The sequence below is a fragment of the Fischerella muscicola PCC 7414 genome, assembly GCF_000317205.1.
Taxonomy (GTDB): Bacteria; Cyanobacteriota; Cyanobacteriia; order Cyanobacteriales; family Nostocaceae; genus Fischerella; species Fischerella muscicola.
On sequence record NZ_AJLK01000040.1, the window covers coordinates 19792 to 43681 of the forward strand.

Consider the following 23890-nt stretch of genomic DNA (forward strand, 5'->3'; position numbering starts at 1 on the left):
AACTAATCACTAATCATAAATTATGCAACCTGTAATTTCAATTCAAAACCTCAATCATTACTTTGGAGAAGGTAATCTACGCAAGCAAGTATTATTTGACATCAACTTAGATATATATGCAGGAGAAATCGTGATTATGACTGGCCCATCTGGTTCAGGTAAAACCACATTATTAACTTTAATGGGTGGCTTACGTTCTGCACAAGAAGGAAGCTTAAAAATATTAGGTCAAGAAATGTGCGGAAGCAGTAAAAAACAGCTAACACAAATTCGTCGTCAAATTGGTTATATTTTTCAAGCCCATAATCTCATGACATTTTTAACAGCAAAACAAAATGTCCGCATTTCCCTAGAATTACATGAAGAGATGCTGAATCAAGATTTAGACGCCAAAGCAACTGCGATTTTAGAACAAGTTGGTTTAGGAAATCGCGTTGATTATTATCCCGAAAACTTATCAGGTGGACAACGACAAAGAGTGGCGATCGCTCGGGCATTAGTCAGTCACCCTAAAATAGTTTTAGCAGACGAACCTACGGCAGCCCTTGATAAAAAATCCGGTCGAGATGTAGTAGAATTAATGCACAAATTAGCCAAAGAACAGGGTTGCACGATTTTACTTGTTACCCACGATAACCGGATTTTAGATATAGGCGATCGCATCATTTATATGGAAGATGGTTATCTCAAAAATGATGGTGTAAGTACACTTGTTTCAAGTTAAGTACAAAATGAGTAATTTTTATATTAACTCTGTAGTCAAAGATATTTTTCAATCACTGATTTCCAAACTAGGTATGCTTCACCATTCAAATGTAAACCATCTTTTGTATACCTAGTATCTAATTGATTTTCTAAATCTAATAAATGAGAGAACAAATCTATATATTGATAATTAAATTTGGTTGCTAGTTTTCTCAATCCTGTATTTAAATTTAAAATTCTGTTATTATCTTGCCAATAAATATCAACCTTATTATTAACAGGTAAAACAGTTTGAATAAAAATTTCTGTATTTGGTGTTTTCTCCTGAAACTCATGTAAAATCTTTTCATATGATTCTAAAGTTTGCGCGACTGATTTAGGAGTATTGATTAAATCATTGATACCGAGCATTAAAAAAATTTGTTTTGGCTTTCCTGCCAATATTGGATCTAAACGATACAATACTCTCTCCGTCGTGTCTCCAGAGATACCTCTATTTTTCACATTAATATTTGACAATAGCTCTATCCATTCCCCTTCATCAGTGATACTATCACCCAGCATGATAATATCAGATTCTGATTGCGGTAATTTTGTAAATTGATTTAACTTATGCCAATAATAGGGAGGGTAATTATTTAGATCACTAGATTGTTTCATATTCAAAATCTTCTTTACTTTGGTCAGTATACTAAATATTACATTAATCATAAATCATACCCACAACCTTCAATTTTTATCTCATTTTCCTCTGCGTTCTCAGCGTTCTCTGCGGTTCATAAAAAACATCATATTTATATTCAATTGCTTATTCAGAAGTACCTATAAAACTCTTAACTCGCTGCCATACTTTTTCCAGCAAATCTGGGCTTTCTGCATCAAACCACTCAATTTCAGGGTAGGCACGAAACCAAGTGCGTTGACGCTTAGCGAATTGTCGAGTGTGTAAAATAGTTAATTCTTTTGCCTTGTCTAAAGAAATATCCCCAGCCAAATATTGCTTGATTTCTTGATACCCCAGAGTATTTAATAAAGGCAAATCCGCACCATATTTATGACAAAGATAATCCACTTCTGCGACCAAACCATCCACAATCATTTTCTCAGTACGTCGTGCAATGCGATCGCCCAAATGAGCAGCATCACAATCTAAACCGATTTGCAAAATCGGATAACTTGGGGGATTTTCTCCCTGTTGTTCAGAAATAGGACGACCAGTAACGTAAAATACCTCTAATCCTCTTAAAGTCCTTACAGAATCATTGGGGTGAATCTTGGCTGCGGCAACGGGATCAACTTGTTGTAGCATAGCGTAGAGTTGTATTTGACCAAGAGATTCCAGCTGCGATCGCAACTCCTGTTGTGGTGCTACTCTAGGAAACTTCATCCCTTGGGTAATAGAACGAATGTACAAGCCAGTACCACCCACGAGGAGGGGATGGGGGGATGGGGTGATGGGGTGGTGGGGTGGTGGGGTGATGGGGAGAAAAATTGCTTCCTTGTCTGCTTTGTCCTCCCTGTCCTCCCTGTCCTCCCTGTCTCCTCCCAAGATTAAGGCTTGCGCTTGGGCCTGGTAATCTGCTACAGTCATCACTTCTGTAGGATTGCATATATCTATCAAATAGTGCGGTACTAATTTCTGTTCATCCAAGGTTGGTTTTGCTGTACCAATATCAAATTCCCGGTATACTTGACGGGAGTCTGCACTCAGAATTACAGTATCTAATCGCATAGCTAAAGTTAATGCTAAACCTGACTTACCTGTTGCCGTCGCGCCACAAATCACAATTAATTTAGTCATTTGTCATTTGTCAATGAATGGTCAATTGTAAAAAGTTGGTAGTTAGTTGTTGTAGAGACGTGCCATGGCACGTCTGTACAGTAGTTAGTAGTTAGTGGTTAGTGGTTTACTACTCCTCCTTGTCTCCCTTGTCCTCCCTGTCTCCCTTATCCCCTTCCCCCCACTCATCACACTCCCTTTAGCATAGGGTTGGAACCCCTATTTGAATTTATCAGCAAATAGCCCTACAGTCGCCTATAAGGCTTTTGTGTTAGAATTTTGGAGTGTTTTTTAATTTTTCGCCTTTTGGCGATTTCACCCCCACATATCAGGAGAACTTTCATGACGAGCAGTTACAGTGCCGAACAGATTCAAGTTCTGGAAGGTCTGGAAGCCGTCCGCAAGCGACCGGGGATGTACATCGGTTCCACTGGTCCGCGAGGACTTCACCATTTAGTTTACGAGGTGGTGGACAACTCGATTGATGAGGCTTTAGCAGGCTACTGCACCCATGTGGAGGTGGATCTCAACGCTGATGGTTCTGTTACTGTAACAGATGATGGTCGCGGTATTCCTACTGGAATTGTTGCCAAAACAGGAAAATCGGGTTTGGAAACTGTGTTGACGGTACTGCACGCCGGGGGAAAATTTGGCGGCGGCGGTTACAAAGTTTCAGGAGGATTGCACGGAGTAGGTATTTCTGTTGTTAATGCCTTATCTGAATGGGTAGAAGTGACGGTTTGGCGAGATAAAAAGGTTCATACCCAGCGTTATGAACGGGGTATTCCCGTCACTGAACTAATTGTCAAGCCTTACAAAGATAATCGCACCGGAACCTCCGTCAGCTTTTTGCCAGATTCGCAAATCTTCACTACAGGTACAGAGTTTGACTACACTACTTTAGCAAGTCGCCTGCGGGAGTTAGCGTATCTCAATGCGGGTGTCAAAATTACTTTTACTGACCACCGTCTGCAATTACTAAAAAGTGATCAGCCTAAGGTAGAAACTTATGAGTACAAGGGCGGTATTCGTGAATATATTACCTACATAAATGCTGATAAGCAGCCACTACACGAAGAGGTAATCTACGTACAGGGAGAACGAAATAATGTGCAAGTAGAGGTAGCCTTGCAATGGTGTACTGATGCCTATACGGATAATGTCTTGGGCTTTGCCAACAATATTCGTACTGTTGATGGCGGTACACATTTAGAAGGCTTAAAGGCAGTTCTCACTAGGACATTAAATGCGATCGCCCGCAAGCGTAATAAACTCAAAGACAGCGAACCCAACCTCAGCGGCGAACATGTCCGTGAAGGTTTGACAGGCATAATTTCTGTTAAAGTTCCAGATCCAGAATTTGAAGGACAAACAAAAACCAAACTTGGGAACACAGAAGTTCGAGGAATAGTTGATTCTTTGGTGGGCGAAACTCTCACCGAATACCTAGAATTTCACCCCAGCGTCGCTGATGCAATTTTAGATAAAGCTATCCAAGCTTTTAAAGCTGCCGAAGCAGCCCGTCATGCGCGGGAGTTGGTACGCCGCAAGTCGGTGTTGGAATCTTCGCCTCTACCTGGTAAACTAGCAGACTGTTCTTCTCGTGATCCTAGAGAGTCGGAAATATACTTGGTAGAAGGAGACTCCGCAGGTGGTTCAGCCAAACAAGGACGCGATCGCCGCTTCCAAGCAATTCTGCCCTTACGTGGTAAAATCCTCAACATTGAAAAAACCGACGACGCTAAAATCTATAAAAATAATGAAATTCAATCGTTAATTACTGCCCTGGGTTTGGGTGTCAAAGGTGAGGAATTCGATGCTTCCCAACTGCGGTATCATCGCATTGTCATTATGACCGACGCTGATGTCGATGGCGCACACATCCGGACACTGCTATTAACTTTCTTCTATCGTTATCAACGGGCATTAATTGAACAGGGTTATGTCTACATTGCTTGTCCTCCACTATATAAAATAGAGCGGGGAAAAAATTACAAGTATTGCTACAGCGATCGCGAAAAAGACCAATACATCAGTCAGCTGCCAGAAAACGCCAACTACACCATCCAACGCTTCAAAGGTTTGGGTGAAATGATGCCCGAACAACTTTGGGCAACCACCATGAACCCAGAAACTCGCACCCTCAAGCAAGTGGAAATAGAAGATGCGGCTGAAGCCGATCGCATTTTCACAATTTTAATGGGCGATCGTGTTGCACCCCGTCGTGAATTTATTGAAACCTATGGTTCTAAACTTAACCTCACGGATTTAGATATCTGAAACATTACCTCTTGTCAAAGCGCCCCTTGCTGCGCTAGATAGTCAGGGGAAAATACAAGCCCCCTCTAACCACTAACTTTCTCTAACTTTGAAATATACTTAGATCCCCCCAACTTTACCTTATTTAAAGATTAGGGGGGATCATTTGTATCAAACATATGATCTTTCACCAAGGATTGGGGGACGTGGAAGCGTGTTTTTTAAAAGACATGTCCGACAACGCCACGCCCCCGGTAATAGGTAGTGGGTAATTGGTAAGAACTTGTTGGAGTCTTTGCAATTACCAATTGACGATTACCAGTTACCGGGCAATCCCTGCAATCATATCTTGGGCGAATCTCCGTATATTTATGTCGGGGAGTGTCCTCAATTTCCTTTGCTGCGGCGGCAGGCAGAAATCAAAAGGCAATCCGATGAAACAAGTTTCACCACCAAGCATGAAAATTTAAGTCCCCGCGTCCGATGCGTCTATCTTCAAGACAGTCAATTACAGAAAAATCCTACAAAGACTGCATGAAAATATTAATCTTCCTACACCCCTACATCCTTACAGCCTCACACCCTCTGACATCTGCCCTCTGCCTACCCCATTCCCTTCAAAATTGCTATATATTAGAAAAATTCAACATTGTTTAACAATTGTGTCCAAGAAAAAATAAACATTGTTTTTTGAAAAGTGGTTACAATATCAAATTTTTAAATAATGCATCTCGTTATCTTGTTATAAATTTTTAGCTTGATGACTAGTTGATTAAGATTCACCTAGATTGTTAACACAGAAGTTATACAAGCTTTTAGTTCACCTCATCTCCGTAACTTTATGACAAATCATTAATGCGATCGCACAAAATATCAAAAAATTTTTAAAATTTGCCAAAATCTGGATAGTCAAAACTTACCTTCTAAGCTACAACTTTGGATAGAGTAACAACGTAGGCGCTGCTCAGAACGTTTGCCAGTGAGTTAAGACTTTTCAAGCTTTAGCAGTCTTGGGCAAACTCAAGGATCTGGAATGCTACGTAGTTTTCGATACCTGAACTCAAACAATACGGTTTTGCTTTGGGCGACTCACTGAACTTTATTTTCCTAACAGATGACGTAACATCATGCTAACAGACAGTTACTCCCTTTATACTCATAATTCAGACAGTCTATGAGTGTAAAATACGCATTCATACTATGCAATTTTGTTCTCAGTAAGCTAATATCGATAGTCTTAGCTGTCAAATCTTTTCTGAATTGATTAAAATATCGGTGTGTACAATAAGAAGAGTTTGTCAAGTTGCAAAGGGTTGAATTTTTACTAATGCGCTAACCTGTGATTAAGATTGAATTAGTCATATCTAAAAATTTTCGGTCTTTCGGCTGATTCTGCCAAAGCCTCAACTCCTCAGTTAGGGTGATTGGCTCTTTTACAGGTCGAGTGCTTTCATCAAAGCGCAACGACTCTAAATTGGGGAACTAAGTCTGTAGTCTCACACTGACTCTAACAAATATGAGAGTGGCTGTTACCAAAAGACAAATGTAAATCCTAAATCAGTAACTTATTAAGGAAGTGTAAAAATGAATGCGCTTTAGCGTTTCAATAGAGTTAAACTCAAAGCTACTGTTCCTGTTAATGTTGTCAATCACACATGGGATCTGATACAAGTAGGTTTACCTAAATTTTAAGGTAATGATGATGCTACAAAAATTCCAAAAAGTTTTGGAGAAAATTCAAGTATATGGGTGTCATTTTCAACGTCTTTTTGGTACAACAGGCTTTACATTACCTCGCTTTACCTTACTTAATTAGTTCATGGATGCCACACAAAGAGAGTGCAATTTCTGTGAAACAGGCTACAATCGGAACAGTCTTTACAAAAAAAATCTTCCAAGAGTCATAATTATTTTGTATGGAGTGGTAAATTTTTTTAGCAACATGAGTCTTTTTTAGACCAGTCAGTAAACACTTGTGTTGCCCGGCGACACATATCTAAAGTTTACTAAGAACGAGGAAATTTACCTTTGGGAGTACTGCTGTGGTAGAAACAAATACAGAGTTTAGAACTTCCAACTTGAGCTGGAGATCTATAATAGTGTCCTCTCAACAGAAGGTAAAACTTCCGAAATTATCTTTCAGCCAAATTAGCTAACAACCCTCTTAATCACAAGGCAATATAGCTTATTAAATTTAAGAGTGGTAAAAAGATCTTGAGTAATTGATTCTGCAAGGAGCATGAGGAACGCGGCATGAACCAGGCTAACAACGTACTCGATACCATTGATTATCAGCCTGACCTAGAAATTGAGATAAATCAGCCTGAGCTGGAGTTAGAAGAACTCTTGTTGGAAGATGAAGAGGACTTGCTGATCGAAGAAGGCGAACTCGATGAAGAATTTTTAGAGCCTCAGTCTGATGAGGACGACGCAAAGTCTGGGAAAGCCGCAAAATCGCGTCGTCGGTCACAAAGCAAGAAAAAGCACTACACCGAGGATTCGATTCGCCTTTACTTACAAGAAATAGGTCGAATTCGTTTGCTTCGGGCTGACGAAGAAATTGAACTAGCACGTAAGATTGCAGATTTGCTGGAACTAGAGCGAGTGCGTGATAGACTGCAACAGCAGTTAGAACGCGAACCTCAATACAGCGAATGGGCAGAAGCAGTACAACTGCCCTTGCCACAATTCCGTCATCGCCTGCATGTTGGTCGTCGGGCAAAAGACAAAATGGTGCAATCTAACCTGCGTCTTGTAGTTTCAATTGCCAAGAAGTACATGAATCGTGGTTTGTCTTTCCAAGATTTGATTCAGGAAGGCAGTCTCGGTTTGATTCGTGCTGCTGAAAAGTTTGACCACGAAAAAGGTTACAAGTTTTCTACATACGCTACATGGTGGATTCGTCAGGCGATCACCAGAGCGATCGCTGATCAATCGCGGACAATTCGTTTACCTGTCCACCTCTACGAAACTATCTCTCGCATCAAGAAAACTACCAAGCTACTTTCTCAAGAAATGGGCCGTAAACCCACTGAAGAAGAAATTGCTACAAGAATGGAGATGACGATTGAGAAGCTGAGGTTTATTGCCAAGTCTGCCCAGTTGCCAATCTCTTTAGAAACCCCCATCGGGAAAGAAGAAGATTCCCGACTAGGTGATTTTATTGAATCTGATGGCGAAACTCCAGAAGATCAAGTTTCTAAGAACCTCCTGCGCGAAGACTTAGAAAAAGTCCTCGACAGCCTCAGTCCCCGTGAACGCGATGTTCTGCGACTGCGCTATGGTTTAGACGATGGTCGGATGAAGACTTTGGAAGAAATTGGCCAAATTTTCAATGTCACTCGCGAACGCATTCGGCAAATAGAGGCGAAAGCACTCCGGAAGTTACGCCACCCCAACCGTAACAGCGTCCTCAAAGAGTACATTAGGTAGTCAGGATTCATTTGTCATCAGTTATTTAACAAATGACAAATAATGAAAAATAAAAAACCTGGGAGTGTTAATTCACCCCAGGTTTTAATTTATCTATCTAGTGATGTCCTATAAAAACTTCTGGTTCTAATATTTACATTTAGAGAATGCCCCAGAAGTGTAGAAAGCCTTGTCCAGAAAATAATTCAATCAGAGCAGCAGCTAAAAAGCCGATCATCGCCAAGCGACCGTTCCAAATTTCTGCTTGAGGAGTAAAGCCCCAACGCCAAGAGTTGCGATCTTCTATTACAGGAGCAGTGATTTTTGTTGTATCTTGCATGATTGGCACTCCAAACTGAATTTATTAAGGTTTATTAGCCTTTGTTAACTAATATAACAACTATTTCAAGAAATGCAACGTTTATAAATGTTTCTCCTATTACATTGACTTATGGTACACATAGTTGTAATAACTTATCTCAAACATTTAATCTCTAGTAAGGCATTGTGGCAATATGTGCCGATAGAAGATTAATAACTTAATTTTTCGATTTTTTCGATATTTACTAACAGTAGATAGTATTTGAACCAAAGCCCCGCTGAACAGATAAAAACTGAAAGGAGCATTACCAAGGGCGGCGGTTCCAACGGGCTTCTAAGCCGTCTTGTTGTGAAGCTAAATGCGCCTCACTTCTAGTATATCTAGTTTTTGAGAATCATTAGCAATTATTTTGAGAGATATTTGATTTTAAGTATTCTTTATTACTTTTAAATAAAGTAAGTATACTCCGTACGTAGAATTCTAATCGTGTGTAGTAGTAGTTCACCAAATTGATTTTGACAGTTTGACTAGATCCCCGACTTTTTAAAAAAGTCGGGGATCTGACGTCTTGCAAGCTGTCAAAACTTGTGTGGTAGAGTAGTAGGGCTTAATTCAGAGTTGAAATCTCCTATTGGAAAGTTACCGTAGTTATAAGTAGAAGGCAGATGACCGCAGAGAAAAAGCCCTGTGAATTAAAAAATAGATGCCGGGACGTGGGAATGCGAGGACACAGGGGACAAGGAAGACAAGAGGGAAGATTTGTATCAAGAATTTTGTGAAATGGTATTTAGATAGTGCGATCGCTTCTTTGAAGAAGAGCAATACTAGACTTAAAAAACTTGAGCGAATCGAGGCGCAGTTGGATTAGCGCCTCTAAATCACATAGCGTAGCTCATCTGAAGTTTAAACATTAGCTGCTTTCTGTTGCGACTTCGGCAACTGCGATAATTTTTTCATCTCGGCTAAGCTGGAAGACGCTCTCACCAGTGGTATCTTTAGTCAAGTTTGTTACTGTATCTATTTGGAGACGCACCACTCGTTGATGATTAGTCACTAAAGCTACTTCAGATCCTGGCTTAGCCAATACCATACCTGCTAAGTAATCAATTTTACTAGCAAACTTGAAAGTTTGAGTACCAATATCACCCCGATTAGCTAATCGCACAACACTAGTTGGCAGACGTTTGGCATATCCTAGTTGGGTTACTAACAAAATGTTTTCTTCAGTATCAAAGGTTGCACCACCAACCATAGTTTCTTGTTGACGCAGGCGCATAGCCTGTAGACCCATCGCAGTACGACCCATAATAGGTAGTTGTTCGTCGTTTACTTTAAACCGCAACAATCGCCCACCAGAACTAGCGAGAATGATTTGTTGATTGGTGGTGACGAACTGAGTTAATAATAATTCGTCATCGTCTTTGAGTTTCAAAATAGTAATGCCGCGACGCGTCAAATTAGTAAATTCTGTCAAGGATAGACGCTTGATCCTTCCCTGTTTAGTCAACAGAATCATCTCGCCTTTTTCTGGCTTTTCTGGGAGCAAAAAGCGGCTGACAACAGCTTCAGAAGCTTCTTGAGCAGTATTAGTCAGCAAGGTGATTAATGGTGTTCCCCGTGGCGATCGCCCAGTAGTCGGAGGAATGTCGCCCACTTTCACTGGGTAAACCTTGCCACCGCTAGTTAGTACCAGCAAATCTTTATCTGTATCAGTCAAGGCTGTTTGCATGACAAAGTCATTATCAGCCATACCGTTATCAACCTTCGGCTTTTTGCCATTCAGTTGAAGACGACGCACATATCCCCTTTGTGTCAATTCTAAAATCACTTCTTCTGGAGGGGACTCTGGTTTAAAATGAGTAGATGAAGATTTGGAATTGTCCTCTGTACCTCCTCGCGTTAGAGACTCTTTGCGCTGTTTCTCCTCACTCACAGTCACTAGTTTGGTACGACGTTCATCACCATATTTGCGCTTGAGGGTACGTAGGTCTTTTTTCAAGCTTTTAAGTAATTCCCGGCGATCACCCAGTAATTTTCGTAACGTTGTAATTTCCTCTTGTAACTGCTCGTGTTCTTTCTGTAAATTCTGTTGTTCCAAACTTGTCAGGCGTCTAAGTGGCATTGCCAAAATTGCATCTGCTTGTACATCACTCAATTGCAAGCGACTTTGCAAGTTGATTTTTGCAGTACTGCCATCAGCAGCCCGTCGCAAAATCTCAATCACCTCATCCAGACGAGACAGGGCTTTCAACAAGCCTTCTAGCAAATGCAAACGATTTTCCGCTTTACTTAACTCGTAGGTGTAGCGGCTAGAAAGCGTCTGTTCCCGGAAATGTAAAAATTCCTGCAATAGTTGGCGTAAAGATAGCTGGCGCGGTTGTCCATCTACCAAAGCTAACAAAATCGCCCCAAAATTCGTTTGCAAAGCGGTTTGGTGATAGAGTTGCTGGAGAATATCTTGGGGATTGATATCGCGTTTGAGTTCTATGACTACGCGCATCCCCTGGCGATCGCTTTCATCTCGGATATCAGCAATTCCCTGCAAGCGGCCTTGATTTACCAGTTCAGCAACTTTTTCAATCCAACCTGCCTTATTGACCTGAAAAGGTAATTCTGTCACCACAACTGCTGTCCGCCGTTTGCTTGTGCGCCCACCGACCACTTCCTCGATCTGGGCAACACCCCGCAGCACAATACCACCTTTGCCTGTGGTGTAAGCTTCGCGGATTCCTGCATCACCAACAATCTCCCCACCTGTAGGAAAATCCGGCCCAGGAATTAACTCAAATAACTTGTCATCCGGTAAATCAGGGTTATCAATTAAAGCAATTAACCCATCTACTACTTCCCCTAAATTGTGCGGTGGAATATTTGTTGCCATACCCACAGCAATACCAGCACAACCATTGAGCAACAAAAATGGTAACTGTGCTGGTAAGACAGTAGGCTCTTGCTGAGAATTATCGAAGTTTCCGATAAATTCTACTGTTTCTTCGCCAATTTCAGCTAGCATCCCCTCGTGGCTAATCGGTGCGAGGCGCGTTTCTGTGTAACGCATCGCCGCTGCTGGGTCATTATCTACACTGCCGAAGTTACCATGTCCTGCCAATAAGGGATAGCGGCTAGTAAATTCCTGTACTAACCTCACCAAAGCATCGTAAACAGCTTGGTCTCCGTGGGGGTGGTATTTACCCAATACGTCCCCAACAACACGGGCACACTTTCGATAAGGGCGATCAGGTGTCAAACCAAGTTCATGCATCGCATATAAAATCCGTCGATGCACTGGCTTTAAACCATCACGCACGTCTGGTAATGCCCGTCCGACTATCACACTCATGGCATATTCAAGGTAAGACCGTTGCATTTCGGTATGCAAGGCTGTGGTGATGACCTGTCCCGTAGAGAGAAGGTTTAACTGTTTTGCCATGAGTTTGTCCCTAAGTTTTCACTACACAAAATATGCCGTTACTGAACATTACAGCAACCACAGCATAGCGGATGTAATGCTCATCATTACAAAATCTTGATAGTTATACGATAAAAAGCAGTAGTATTATCCTTGATGTCGGGGATACACATTGATTACTCAGAAGGAGACACATACAATTTTGGATTACTGTTATCCCCTCACCCCTAAAAGTCAAATTCTCATGAAAACCGTTTTGATTGTCGAAGACGATCTGATTAATGCTCGCGTTTTTTCTAAAATTTTGACCAAACGCGGCGGACTGCAAGTAAAACATACTGAAAATGTAGAAGAGGTAATGAAAATTGCCCAAGCGGGAGAGGCAGACATTATTTTAATGGATGTTTCTCTCTCAAGAAGTGTTTACCAAGGTAAGTCCGTTGATGGTATCAAGATTACACAACTGCTCAAATCCGATCCGCAAACTGCTGCTTTACCGATTATTCTCGTGACAGCACATGCAATGGAAGGCGATCGCGAGAATTTTCTCAAGCAAAGTGGTGCTGATGGCTACATCTCTAAGCCTGTTGTTGATCATCAACTTTTCGTTGACCAGATCATGGCACTGCTGCCTAAAGATGATTAGTGATGATACACCCCCTCAACTAAGACGGTTGCCCATTCAGTCTATTGGGCTACCGTTTCTTTGACTGATTAATATATATGTACTATTAAATAGCACTGATAGCACTTTTGAGCAAGTAGTAACAGAAGTAGTTGGTTGTTGGTTGTTGGTTGATGGTTGGTTGTTCCCAACAACAAACAACCATCAACTACCAACATTCATTTACTGCGTCGGCTGTGGCGTGGGAGCTGCTGTATTCTCCCCTCTCTGCTGTAAAGCTGCTTGAATGCGGGGCAATTCTAGGAATTTTTTGGTGTCTGCCAGTAAGCGATCGCCCCAGAGATTTTCTTTGAGAAAATCTATGTCAGCATAACGGTCATCAATGCGGAGTGCTGTTTCACCCATCGCTAGACCTTTTTGCCGTTCGCCTTTATTGTATAGTGCCACAGCTAAAGCCAATAAAGGTTCTGCGGCTTGCTTTTCAATTGTGACAGCAGATTGCCATTGTTGGATAGCTCCTGCAACATCACCTTGTTCGTACTTAATTAAACCAATGTTGTTAATTGCGGGCCAGAATTTTTTATCTTGGGAGACTGCTTGATTGTAGTGAGCGATCGCATCTGAGTATCGACGCTGCATATAGTAGGCATTGCCCAAATCAAATAACCCTTCTGGGTCATTGGGTTTTAACTTTAGACCCTGTTGGAAATAGTTAACAGCAACATCGTACTTTTGTTGCTGAAAGCTGGCTGAACCCAAAGCAAAAAGAACATCACCATTTTTAGGATTCAGAGACTGGGCTTTTTTTAAAGCAGCGATCGCAGAATCTAATTCTTTGGTTTGCAAATACAAACCGCCCAAGAGAAACCAAACTTTATCACTTTTTGGAGCTAATTGAGATGCTAGCCTAGCTCTGGGCATAGCCATTTCGTACTGTTGAAACTGTGCTAGTTGTGCTGCTTCTTGTGCCAGGCTCAAACCCTGCTGCTCTAACTTGGCAGCATCAAGTTGTAATGTATGGGGTATTAATGCCTGTGCATGAGCAGCTTTAGGCAGACTCCACAAACTACAGACAACAATTAGAGAAATTAAACCAATTCGTTTAGGCACACTACCGCCTCTCTGCCACAAATGAAGGAATCTTTCAGATAGCTTAAACGATCTCCGCTAGTGTGTGAAAGAAAAAACAGTGGTTAGTGGTTGGTTGTTGTTTGTTAGTGGTTAGTTGTTAGTGGTTAGTTGTTAGTTGTTAGTGGTTAGGGGTTAGTTGTTAGTGGTTAGTGGTTAGTTGTTAGTGGTTAGGGGTTAGTGGTTAGGGGTTAGTGGTTAGGGGTTAGTGGTTAGGGGTTAGTGGTTAGGGGTTAGTGGTTAGGGGTTAGTTGTTAGTTGTTTGCTCCTCACACCCCTCACACTCCCCACCACCCCATTGCCCCTAATCCCCACTCCCTTGGGGGAGTGGGGGCCGGTGAGTTCCCCATCTCCCCATCGCCCCCAATCAGCATCCATGACTAAAGTCATGTACTAGTTTGTGACCTTTGCATCATGTAATTGCTCAGCGCAATTTCTACGATAAGTTTATAATCCTTCTTGCAGAAGTCGGATCAAGGGAAAACAAGGAGGAAAGTTAACCTTTTCTCTTCTTGATTTACCCTTGAACCTTTTCCCAACCCATTGTGAATGACAGTACCTTATTAAGCGATCGCTAATCCTGGTAGAAACAGAAGTATCCGTTGGTAACAGTTATTTTTACACAAAAAAATTATAGAAATGGCTTCTAATACAGAGAACGCTGTAGATTCCTTACCTTCGCTGCCAAATATCAAAAAAAAAGTCAAAATTACTTGGTTTCCTTGGCTACTCATTCTTTTACTGATAGGTGGAGTTAGTTTTGTAGTTTATCGCCAATTAGTTGTTGTTCCTACTCAGGAAGCAAGACGCAAAATATTAACACTTCCTGTAGAAAGGCAGACTCTACCAATCACGGTTTCTGCCAATGGAACGGTGAAACCGGAACGGTCTATCAACATCAGTCCGAAAAATTCAGGCATCCTAAAAAAACTTTTAGTCAAGGAAGGAGATACGGTCAAACAAGGGCAAATACTTGCTTACATGGATGACTCCAATCTCCAAGGGCAACTCATCCAAGCCCAAGGACAACTGGCACAAGCTCAAGCAAATTTACAAAAGGCAGAAGCAGGTAATCGTCCCCAGGACATTGCCCAATCACAGGCCCAGCTAGAGGAAGCATTAGCAAATTTACGTAAAGCCGAAGCAGGTAATCGCACTCAAGATATTGCCCAGGCAGAGGCACGTTTAAAACAGGCTCAAGCTACTTTGAGTAAAGCAGACGATGACCTACGCCGCAACCAGGAACTCTACAATGCCGGGGCTATTTCTCTGCAAACTGTAAATCAAAAACGGGCAGATCGTGATAGCGCCCAAGCCCAAGTTACCGAAGCCCAGCAGGCGCTAGCACTGCAAAAAGCAGGATCGCGCCCGGAAGACATTCAGCAATTACAAGCTGTTGTGAAGCAAAGACAAGAGGCTTTAGCACTCTTAAAAGCAGGGTCACGCCAAGAAGATATTAACGCCGCCCGTGCCGAAGTTACTTCTGCTCGCGGTTCGCTGCAAAATATCCAAGCTCAAATTAATGACACGATTATCAAAGCACCTTTCGATGCTGTTGTTACTAAAAAGTATGCTGACCCTGGTGCTTTTGTCACTCCTACAACCTCAGCTAGTTCTGTTTCCTCGGCAGTATCTTCTTCAATTTTGTCCTTGGCTTCTACAAATCAGGTTGTCGCGAATATTGCTGAGACTAATATTGCTAAAATTCGCCTTGGTCAGAAAGTCACAATTACAGCAGATGCGTATCCAGGCAAAACCTTTGAGGGTCAAGTCAGTCAAATTGCTGCTCAAGCCACAGTAGAGCAAAATGTTACTAGTTTTGAAGTGAAAATAACTATTACTTCTGACTCGCAAGACCTCTTGCGGTCTGGGATGAATGTAGAAACAGAGTTTCAAGTTGGTCAATTAAAAGACGCGATCGTTGTACCTACTGCTGCTGTAGTGCGCCAACAAAATGCTACAGGTGTGTTTGTGGCTGGGGCAGATGAGCAACCTAAGTTTACTCCCATTCAAACTGGTGTCACTGTCAATAATTTTACAGAGGTTAAATCTGGCTTGCAGGGTAATGAGAGGGTGTTACTGAGTTTCCCACCTGGTTCACGACCGCAATCAACGCCTAGAGGCATGTTTCCGGGTATGCCTGGAGGCGGTGGCGGTGGTCGTCGCTCTATGTAGAGAAGTAAAATTTCGTATTTTTACAAACTAAGTAAGTTTTTTCTCTGAATAAAAATTCTGGCGTTGCACGATATAGGGATAAAGTAATGAACCGCATTAGACGCAAAGCGTCTTCCCGCAGGGTAGAGGCGAAGTACGCAAAGAAGGAATTTTTTGATGAACAGAAAAAAGAAGATTATCGCGTAAATATACAACGCCAAAATTCTTATACATTGCCAATATCGGAAATATTGTCAATGGCGACGGAAGCACTGTGGAGTAACAAATTACGCACCGGATTAACTATGTTGGGCGTGATTATTGGGATTTCCTCAGTAATTTCTATTACTTCTGTTGGTCAAGGTGTACAAAAGGCTACTGAACAACAGATTCAGGCGTTAGGTACAGATATTCTGCAAGTTTTTGCTGGTTCTGCCAGAAGTGGGAATGTTCGACAAGGACTTGGTTCTAGCAGTACTCTAACTTGGGAAGATGCAAAAGCGATCGCTCAACAAGCGCCATCTGCTCAAATTGTCTCTGCTTACTTGCAACGAAATGCACAAGTTGTCTACGGAGGACAGAATACATCCACAACAATTTATGGCACAGATTTGAATTATCCAGAAGTGAGAAATACTTACCCGCAATCAGGAAGATTTTTTAACGAAGAGGAACTAAACACTGCCAAGCAAGTTGCTGTTTTAGGCCCCACAGTCCAGAGGACGCTGTTTGGTGAAGGTGCTAATCCCATCGGTGAAAGAATCCGCATTCAGGGAGAAGCTTATGAAGTGATTGGAGTCATGGAACCAAAAGGTTCCCAAGGACCAATAGACCGGGATGACCAAATTTTTATTCCTCTTACGAGCATGTCAGCAAGACTTGTTGGCAACAATGCCCTAAATGGTGTGTCTGTAAATGGCATTTTGCTGAAAGCTAGTAATCAGGAGCAGCTAGAAGCAGCTCAGTTTCAAGTTACTAATATTTTGCGTCTGCGCCACAACATTTTTCCACCACAAGCAGATGATTTCAGGATTACTAACCAAGCTGATATTGCTAACACTTTTACTAACGTTGTGGGTTTATTCACTGTCATGGTAGTAGCGATCGCTGGAATTTCTTTGTTAGTTGGGGGGATTGGGATTGCAAATATCATGCTCGTTTCGGTAGTCGAACGAACACGGGAAATTGGGATTCGTAAAGCACTAGGGGCAACTAATTCTGCTATCCTCAACCAATTTTTGACAGAAGCGATCGTTATATCTGCTTTGGGAGGAGGTATTGGAATCGTAGGAGGTGTGATGATTGCGGCGACAGCGGCGGCTATTTTCAAATTTCCTTTTGTTGTCTCTCCTTTATCAATCATTGCTGGTTTTGGACTCTCGTTCAGTGTTGGGTTATTAGCCGGAGTCATACCAGCACGCAACGCCGCTAAGTTAGATCCGATTACTGCTTTGCGGAGTGATTAGGTGAGGGATTAGGGAGTGTGGGGAGATGGGGAGATGGGGAAGGCGGGGGTCCCCTCTGGGGAACTCACCGGCCCCCACTCCCCCAAGGGAGTGGGGATTAGGGGCGAAGGGGCAGTGGGGAGATGGGGAGTGTGAGGAGTGTGAGGAGTGTGGGGAGTGTGAGGAGTGGAAATTGGAGTTCTAAACATAAATGTTCTAGTTTCAAGCTTGAAGTTCCAAGTTCTAAACATAAATGTTTTAGTTCTAAACCTAAATGTTCTAGTTTCAAGCCTGAAGTTTTCAGTTCTAAATCTAAATTTTCTAGTTCAAAGGCTGAAGTTTCGAGTTCTAAATCTAAATTTTTTAGTTTCAAGCCTGAAGTTTCGAGTTCTAAATCTAAATTTTTTAGTTTCAAGCCTGAAGTTTCGAGTTCTAAATCTAAATTTTCTAGTTTCAAGCTCACCGTTCGCGTAATTGAGTCAGGAAATAAAAAATTAAGTCAAATGGCTAAAAGCTTTGTCATACATGAATAAAACACATTAACCATTGGGATATCTAGCCTTTGGAGACTTGGACAATCAATACTGCGATCGCTTATTCGCAATCAACGCATTGGCTTTGTCTTTCAACAATTTAATTTATTGCCAAGGGCGACGGCGTTAGAAAATGTCATGCTGCCAATGGTTTACGCTAACATACCGAAATCAAAGCGTCGTCAAAAAGCGATCGCAGCTTTAACGAGAGTCGGTTTACAAGACCGCATCTTCAACCGTCCGAGTCAACTTTCTGGAGGACAACAGCAACGGGTAGCGATCGCTCGCGCTTTGGTGAATCGACCAGCTTTGGTTTTGGCTGATGAGCCAACAGGCGCTTTAGACACAAAGACTTCTGAAGAAGTAATGGAATTACTGACAGAATTAAACAACCAAGGAATCACGATTGTGATTGTCACCCATGAGCCAGATATTGCAGCACAAACAAAAAGAATTATTCGAGTTCAGGATGGGTTGGTTGTAGGTTGATTTGGGGAGATTGGGGAGATTGGGGAGATGGGGAGGTGGGGAGGTGGGGAACTCGGGGCCCCCTCTGGGGATTAGGGGCAGTGGGGAGATGGGGAGATGGGGAGATGGGGAGACAAGGAAGAAAAGTGACTGATGTCCGCTTTCCGATCCCTGATCCCCGATCCCTTTTACCTAAAGTCACCCATTCAGGTGAAGTCAAAAATACTTGGCAAAGGATACCATCAAATCAAGTTAAGAAACTATAAGTTAATTATTTATACTCTCACTCTCTCCTATGCAAGATGAATCCTAACAGAACTTAAGTTCAATAGGAAACTAATGATCTTGGCTACGGATAGAAAATTTTTCATCTATATTTTCTGCTTTACTTTCCGCTTTACCATCCTGAAATCCAAGTTGTTTTCCAAGGCTGCTGTGATGAATACTCATATAGAAATTCCCGTTATAGGCAAAGTGAAGTACCCCCAACGCTGGCTAATTGGGCTAATGGCAGCTGGTATTTTGGTTGTTGGCGGCACGACAACTTATACTCTGGTAAATCGGGGGGCAAGTAGAGAAGATATTGCGGCACTTACTATTCCTGTAGAAGCAAAAGATGTCACGTTACGAATTACTGCCAGTGGTAAGGTAGTACCAGATCAAAGCGTGAATATTAGCCCGAAACAACCAGGAATTGTAGCAGAACTAAGAGTTGAACAAGGCGATCGCGTCCAGAAAGGACAAGTTCTTGCTGTAATGGATAGTGCAGATGTCAATGCCCAAATTCTGCAATATCAAGCCAGTCTAGATCAAGCCAAAGCACAGCTAGCTGAAGCCCAAGCCGGGAGCCGCCCCCAAGAAATTGCCCAAGCCAGAGCGCGTTTAGCACAAGCCCAAGCACAACTAGAACAAGCCCGTGCTGGTAATCGTACCCAGGAGATCCAAGAAGCCCAAGCTCAGGTAGATGATGCTAAAGCACAGGTAAACTTGACACAGGCACGAGTCAGGCGATATCGAGAATTGGCACGACAAGGGGCCATTTCTCAAGACCAATTAGATCAGTACGTGAGTGAAGATAGAAGGGCAAAAGCCGCTCTTCAACAAGCTCAACGCCGATTATCACTATTAGAAAGTGGCTCTCGTTCCGAAGAAATCGCCCGCCAAGAAGCTGCTGTTGCGGAAGCCCAAGCAGCATTACGCTTGTTAGAAAATGGTACTCGCCCGGAAATCATTGCCCAACGTAAAGCAGCCGTAGGTGTTGCAGAAGCACAGTTAAAGACGGCTCAGGTGAAGTTACAAGACACAATTATCCGCGCTCCTTTCGCAGGAATTGTGACTCAGAAATATGCTAACGATGGCGCGTATGTAGCACCCACTACTTCTGCTTCTTCGAGTGCCTCGGCTACTTCCAGTTCTATCGTTGCTCTAGCTAAGGGTTTAGAGGTGTTAGCACAAGTCCCTGAAGCCGATATTGGCAGAATTAAAGAAGGACAACAGGTAGAAATTATTACCGATGCTTACCCAGACCAAGTATTTAAAGGTCGTGTCCGCCTGATTGCTCCCGAAGCCGTGAAGGAAGAAGGTGTGACATTATTCCAAGTACGAGTAGCTATTACTACGGGACAAGAAGTACTACGTTCTGGCTTAAATGTCGATTTGACGTTTTTAGGTGATCAAGTAGACAATGCCCTCTTAGTACCAACTGTGGCAATTGTTACTGAAAAGGGCGAAACTGGAGTACTTGTCCCGGATGCTCAAAATAAACCTCTGTTCCGTCCAGTGACAGTGGGAGCGCAGGTAAAAGATCAAACTCAGATTGTGTCTGGTGTAAAAGAAGGCGATCGCGTATTTCTCAACCCACCCAAAGACTATAAACGCGAACAGCAAGCAAAAGAACAACAACAATGAACTTAGTAGAAAGTATCAAAATGGCAGGGAAAACCCTGCTGTCAAATAAATTACGTAGTACTCTCACCATGTTGGGTATCGTCATCGGCAATGCTTCGGTAATTGCCATGATTGGGATTGGTGAAGCTGGACAAAAGTATGTAAACAAGCAATTAGAATCTTTGGGGCCAAATGTGCTGTTTGTCCTTCCTGGAAATCAGGAAACTCAGCGCATTTCTTTTGAAGTACCAAAAAATCTTGTCTTGGCTGATGCAGATGCGATCGCAACTCAAGTACCAACAGTAGCAGGAGTTGCCCCAGAGTTGAACAGAAGACAAGTAGTAACTTACCGCAACCGCAACACCAACGTCAACATTATTGGTACAACTCCCACTTTCCCAGAGGTACGGGATTTTGACACCTCTCAAGGACGGTTTTTCACCGAAGTAGATACCAAGCGCAATAATCAAGTAACAGTGCTGGGTGCTAAATTGGCAGAAAGACTTTTTGGTAGTAGTAATCCTGTCGGCGCACAGTTGCGAATCAAAGATTCCAGCTTTCAAGTCATTGGTGTGTTGGAAGCTAAAGGCTCAAGCTTGGGTGCAGATTATGACGAAGCAGCCTTGATACCAATCACCACATCTGCAAACCGATTAGTGGGACGAAATTCTCCCTATGGTATTGGTTTAGATTACATTGTTGTCTCGGCTCGTGATGCTAATAGTGTTGATGGAGCAGAGTTTCAAATTACAAATTTGCTGCGTCAACGACACAAAATTACTGGTGAAGATGATTTTACAATTCGCACGCAAAAAGATGCAATGCAGACTATCGGCCAGATCACAGGTGCATTGACAGTTATGCTAGCAGCGATCGCAGCTATTTCCTTAATTGTCGGTGGTATTGGCATCATGAATATCATGCTTGTCTCCGTCACCGAACGCACCCAAGAAATCGGACTGCGCAAAGCAATTGGTGCAACCCAGCAAGACATCCTATTACAGTTCATGATTGAAGCTGTGATTCTCTCTGCCGCAGGTGGTTTAATCGGGACTGCGATCGGTGTGAGTGGTATTTTGTTAGTGGGAGCCTTAACACCCTTAGATGCAGGAATTTCTGTGGTCGCAATTACTCTCTCTGTTGGTGTTTCCGGTGGTATTGGTTTATTCTTTGGTGTTGTTCCTGCGCGTCGTGCTGCGAAACTCGACCCAATTGTAGCTTTAAGAAGCGCTTAGTTTTGTGAAAGGTTTGTAGTCAGCGCTTCAGCGTTGAAGCGTTACTAATTATCAGTTATCAATTAAATCCCTGGCGAAACACCACATCAATTGGTGGTAGGCGTTGGTGGCGAATTTAAATCCGCCACTATACGCCTTCCTTTTTAAGTGTTGTAGAGACGTGCCATGGTACGTCTCTACAGGATTGACATGTATCGTGATTAACGTGACATGGTATCAGATAGAATTAAGCAACATTGTTGAATGCGAGTGATGCTCTGAGCAAGCGGCTAAGCGATCGCATTGTAGATTGAGAGCAGGCTATGCAAAAATGTAATTTTTGCAGCAACGGCAAAAGTGAAAACAGACAGTATTTTTTACCAATTAAAATTTCCCCAATTAAGCCGCCAAGAGGTGGAAGATATGCTGAAATTGAGCGAACTAAAACAAACTAGAGTTTACCAAGAAGCATTGGAAGAAGGACGCGAAGAAGGACGCGAAGAGGGACTACAACAAGGGCTACAACAAGGGCTACAACAAGGTAAGTTAGCTGCTGTTCCGCTATTGTTGAAAGCGGGAGTGAGTGTAGAAGAAATAGCTCAACAATTAGAAGTTGAGATTGAGGCGGTTAGACAAATAGCACAACAGCAGTCTTGAGTGCAAGCGATCGCATTTTACATTCAAGTAATACCAATTCAATTTGCCAAAAGAATGCAACAGATAGGCCATCTTGTAGAGACGCGATTTATCGCGTCTTTATCCAAGGATGTGTTGCAATCATTAATTGAATTGATATAAAAACAGTGCGATCGCATTGTATGTTGAATTTGAATCACGCGATCGTCTTTATTACACCATCATCCAACCTCAAAAGTTCACTTTTCAAACTTTGAAGTTCATTATTCAAGTTCAGAACATAAAAGTTCTCACTTGGAATAAGAACGTTCTTACTTGAAACAAGAATTTTCTCATTTGAAACGAGAATTTTCTCACTTGGAACGAGAAACTTTGAGTTCAAAGCTTCAACATCCGAGTTTAAAACTTCAATGATCAAGCTGAGAACTAGAAACTTATATTAAATTTGTTTACTCTTGTCCTATCCAAAGAATAGCTAAACGTCAGTTTTAGTCACAGATATTCCATCTGACACGATATCACTGCTCTGAATTCAACTCAGCGCGAAGAATTGCCAGATTTTCACGAACAGTGACAGTATCGGGATGATTCTCTCCTAACTGACGCTCACAAATTTCTAATGCTTGTTTGTACAAAGGTTCGGCTTAAAATGCCAGTCCTCCGAACCTCGCTGATGTTCGCGCAAGTCTTCCAGAATTTCTAAAAAATCTTATAGTCGTTTTAGCGTTTCCCGGATTTGTTCTTTAGTTACCCTGCGGGAAGCTAGCTACGCGTCTCTACCGGAAATAGTACACTAGATCTCTTGCAAAAGTCGATTTTTCAAACAAATTGACCACTGAAGAAAATCTACATTTAGTCAGTGTTCATCTGTGTTCATCTGTGTCCATCTGTGTTCGTTTGATCTAAAGCCTGATTTTTTGCAAAAAGTCTATTGTAGCAATCCCATATTCTTTGTAAGAATCGCAAAGCTTAGATCCCCGACTTCTGTTGAAAAGTTGGAGATCTTATCTCTCACGAATGATTTAGGAATGCTATAGAAATAGGAAGTAGTCGAATGAGGGAATGAGTGGAGATAATAAAGAATAGGGGGACAAATGACAAATGACAAATAACCAATCATCAATCATTCGATTAGAAAATATCTTTAAAATCTACGGCAGTGGTGAAACTGAAGTCAAAGCACTTAACGATGTAAATTTAGTAATCCACGAAGGCGAATACTGTGCGATTATGGGTCCATCTGGTTCTGGTAAATCCACAGCGATGAATATTATTGGCTGTTTAGATCGTCCCACATCAGGACATTATTATTTAGATAACCTCGATGTGGCACAAATGGATGATACTGAACTTGCCCACATTCGTAACAAAAAAATTGGCTTTGTCTTTCAACAATTCCACCTTTTGCCCCAGCTAACAGCACTAGAAAATGTGATGTTACCGATGGTGTATGCTAGTGTCGACTCTGGGGAAAGACGCGATCGCGCTGCGGAAGCACTCAAGCGCGTTGGTTTGGAAAAACGTATCAATAACAAACCAAATCAGCTTTCTGGAGGACAACAACAAAGAGTAGCGATCGCTCGTGCGATTGTCAATCGTCCGGTGTTGCTGCTAGCAGACGAACCCACAGGCGCGCTTGATTCCCGTACCACCCAAGAAGTATTGGATATTTTTACTGAACTAAATACCACTGGGATTACAGTTGTCATGGTAACTCACGAACCAGATGTTGCCCGTCAAACTCAACGTATTGTTTGGTTTCGTGATGGAGAAGTAGTACACTCAGACCTAACCCCGGCTGATTTGAATCGTATAGGGACGTTAACTGAAGTGTGAAGGGTGAAGTTCTACTTTTAGTGAATTTTAGTTAGCAGTTAGTGACTTAGTATAGTAGGGACTAACCACTAACTACTA

20 protein-coding genes and 1 pseudogene are annotated in these 23890 nt (G+C 42.2%); 12 read left to right on the forward strand and 9 right to left on the reverse strand.

What is annotated here, in order from left to right:
• Window positions 1-22 precede the first annotated feature (22 nt).
• On the forward strand, window positions 23-724 hold the full coding sequence (locus tag UYI_RS0106170; protein ID WP_016865801.1) for a DevA family ABC transporter ATP-binding protein: 702 nt from the start codon (window positions 23-25) through the stop codon (window positions 722-724).
• Between the two features lie 35 nt (window positions 725-759).
• On the opposite strand, the gene UYI_RS32035 is transcribed toward UYI_RS0106170, so the two are convergent.
• Window positions 760-1365: a GDSL-type esterase/lipase family protein gene (locus UYI_RS32035; RefSeq protein ID WP_016865802.1), complete on the reverse strand. Its 606-nt coding sequence runs from the start codon at window positions 1363-1365 to the stop codon at window positions 760-762.
• 148 nt (window positions 1366-1513) lie between these two features.
• Complete coding sequence (gene miaA, locus UYI_RS0106180) at window positions 1514-2506, reverse strand: tRNA (adenosine(37)-N6)-dimethylallyltransferase MiaA (RefSeq protein WP_016865803.1); 993 nt, start codon at window positions 2504-2506, stop codon at window positions 1514-1516.
• A gap of 321 nt (window positions 2507-2827) precedes the next feature.
• Here miaA and gyrB point away from each other — a divergent pair, with 321 nt between their 5' ends.
• From gyrB to rpoD, 3 genes are all read left to right on the forward strand, one after another.
• Window positions 2828-4765, forward strand: coding sequence for a DNA topoisomerase (ATP-hydrolyzing) subunit B (gene gyrB, locus UYI_RS0106185; protein ID WP_016865804.1), 1938 nt, complete (start codon window positions 2828-2830; stop codon window positions 4763-4765).
• A gap of 274 nt (window positions 4766-5039) precedes the next feature.
• A complete protein-coding gene (locus UYI_RS0106190) occupies window positions 5040-5282 on the forward strand; it encodes a hypothetical protein (protein WP_157226299.1) in 243 nt (80 codons plus the stop codon).
• 1715 nt (window positions 5283-6997) lie between these two features.
• Window positions 6998-8176, forward strand: a complete 1179-nt coding sequence (rpoD, locus tag UYI_RS0106200) for an RNA polymerase sigma factor RpoD (protein ID WP_016865807.1) — start codon at window positions 6998-7000, stop codon at window positions 8174-8176.
• Window positions 8177-8315: 139 nt separating this feature from the next.
• Here the strand turns inward: rpoD and UYI_RS0106205 are convergent, their stop codons facing one another.
• Together UYI_RS0106205 and gyrA are read right to left on the reverse strand one after the other, a co-directional pair.
• Window positions 8316-8495 carry a chlorophyll a/b-binding protein gene (locus UYI_RS0106205; protein ID WP_016865808.1) on the reverse strand — a complete coding sequence of 60 codons (180 nt, stop codon included), beginning with the start codon at window positions 8493-8495 and terminating at the stop codon, window positions 8316-8318.
• Window positions 8496-9387: 892 nt separating this feature from the next.
• Complete coding sequence (gene gyrA, locus UYI_RS0106215; protein WP_016865810.1) at window positions 9388-11907, reverse strand: DNA gyrase subunit A; 2520 nt, start codon at window positions 11905-11907, stop codon at window positions 9388-9390.
• A gap of 223 nt (window positions 11908-12130) precedes the next feature.
• Between gyrA and UYI_RS0106220 the strand changes: the two genes are divergently transcribed.
• Entirely contained in the window at window positions 12131-12532 is a 402-nt protein-coding gene (locus tag UYI_RS0106220) for a response regulator (RefSeq protein ID WP_016871553.1), read from the forward strand.
• Between the two features lie 201 nt (window positions 12533-12733).
• On the opposite strand, the gene UYI_RS0106225 is transcribed toward UYI_RS0106220, so the two are convergent.
• Window positions 12734-13621 (reverse strand): tetratricopeptide repeat protein, encoded by an 888-nt coding sequence (locus tag UYI_RS0106225; RefSeq protein ID WP_016865812.1) that lies wholly within the window; start codon window positions 13619-13621, stop codon window positions 12734-12736.
• 258 nt (window positions 13622-13879) lie between these two features.
• Window positions 13880-14029: a hypothetical protein gene (locus UYI_RS37555; RefSeq protein WP_016865813.1), complete on the reverse strand. Its 150-nt coding sequence runs from the start codon at window positions 14027-14029 to the stop codon at window positions 13880-13882.
• 249 nt (window positions 14030-14278) lie between these two features.
• Between UYI_RS37555 and UYI_RS0106235 the strand changes: the two genes are divergently transcribed.
• Window positions 14279-15814 carry an efflux RND transporter periplasmic adaptor subunit gene (locus tag UYI_RS0106235; protein ID WP_016865814.1) on the forward strand — a complete coding sequence of 512 codons (1536 nt, stop codon included), beginning with the start codon at window positions 14279-14281 and terminating at the stop codon, window positions 15812-15814.
• A gap of 236 nt (window positions 15815-16050) precedes the next feature.
• Window positions 16051-17259 carry an ABC transporter permease gene (locus UYI_RS0106240; protein WP_016865815.1) on the forward strand — a complete coding sequence of 403 codons (1209 nt, stop codon included), beginning with the start codon at window positions 16051-16053 and terminating at the stop codon, window positions 17257-17259.
• A gap of 97 nt (window positions 17260-17356) precedes the next feature.
• On the opposite strand, the gene UYI_RS36530 is transcribed toward UYI_RS0106240, so the two are convergent.
• Window positions 17357-17701 carry a hypothetical protein gene (locus UYI_RS36530; protein WP_016865816.1) on the reverse strand — a complete coding sequence of 115 codons (345 nt, stop codon included), beginning with the start codon at window positions 17699-17701 and terminating at the stop codon, window positions 17357-17359.
• A 133-nt stretch (window positions 17702-17834) separates the two neighbouring features.
• Here UYI_RS36530 and UYI_RS32040 point away from each other — a divergent pair.
• From UYI_RS32040 to UYI_RS0106275, 4 genes and pseudogenes are all read left to right on the forward strand, one after another.
• Window positions 17835-18260, forward strand: a pseudogene (locus UYI_RS32040) (ABC transporter ATP-binding protein); the annotation flags it as partial.
• Window positions 18261-18677: 417 nt separating this feature from the next.
• Window positions 18678-20147 (forward strand): efflux RND transporter periplasmic adaptor subunit, encoded by a 1470-nt coding sequence (locus UYI_RS0106265; RefSeq protein WP_016865820.1) that lies wholly within the window; start codon window positions 18678-18680, stop codon window positions 20145-20147.
• Window positions 20144-21361, forward strand: a complete 1218-nt coding sequence (locus tag UYI_RS0106270) for an ABC transporter permease (RefSeq protein WP_016865821.1) — start codon at window positions 20144-20146, stop codon at window positions 21359-21361. Before UYI_RS0106265 ends, UYI_RS0106270 begins: the two co-directional genes overlap by 4 nt.
• 336 nt (window positions 21362-21697) lie before the next feature.
• A complete protein-coding gene (locus UYI_RS0106275) occupies window positions 21698-21997 on the forward strand; it encodes a hypothetical protein (protein ID WP_016865822.1) in 300 nt (99 codons plus the stop codon).
• 497 nt (window positions 21998-22494) lie between these two features.
• Here UYI_RS0106275 and UYI_RS34545 read toward each other — a convergent pair whose 3' ends face one another.
• Both UYI_RS34545 and UYI_RS40130 read right to left on the reverse strand, forming a co-directional pair.
• The gene (locus UYI_RS34545; protein ID WP_146007549.1) at window positions 22495-22611 is read right to left on the reverse strand and encodes a tetratricopeptide repeat protein; all 117 of its coding nucleotides are present in this window, start codon (window positions 22609-22611) and stop codon (window positions 22495-22497) included.
• Window positions 22593-22661, reverse strand: coding sequence for a hypothetical protein (locus UYI_RS40130; protein ID WP_373278962.1), 69 nt, complete (start codon window positions 22659-22661; stop codon window positions 22593-22595). The genes UYI_RS34545 and UYI_RS40130 overlap by 19 nt, the downstream gene beginning before the upstream one ends.
• Before the next feature lie 416 nt (window positions 22662-23077).
• Here UYI_RS40130 and UYI_RS0106285 point away from each other — a divergent pair, with 416 nt between their 5' ends.
• On the forward strand, window positions 23078-23812 hold the full coding sequence (locus UYI_RS0106285) for an ABC transporter ATP-binding protein (protein ID WP_016865825.1): 735 nt from the start codon (window positions 23078-23080) through the stop codon (window positions 23810-23812).
• Window positions 23813-23890 lie beyond the last annotated feature (78 nt).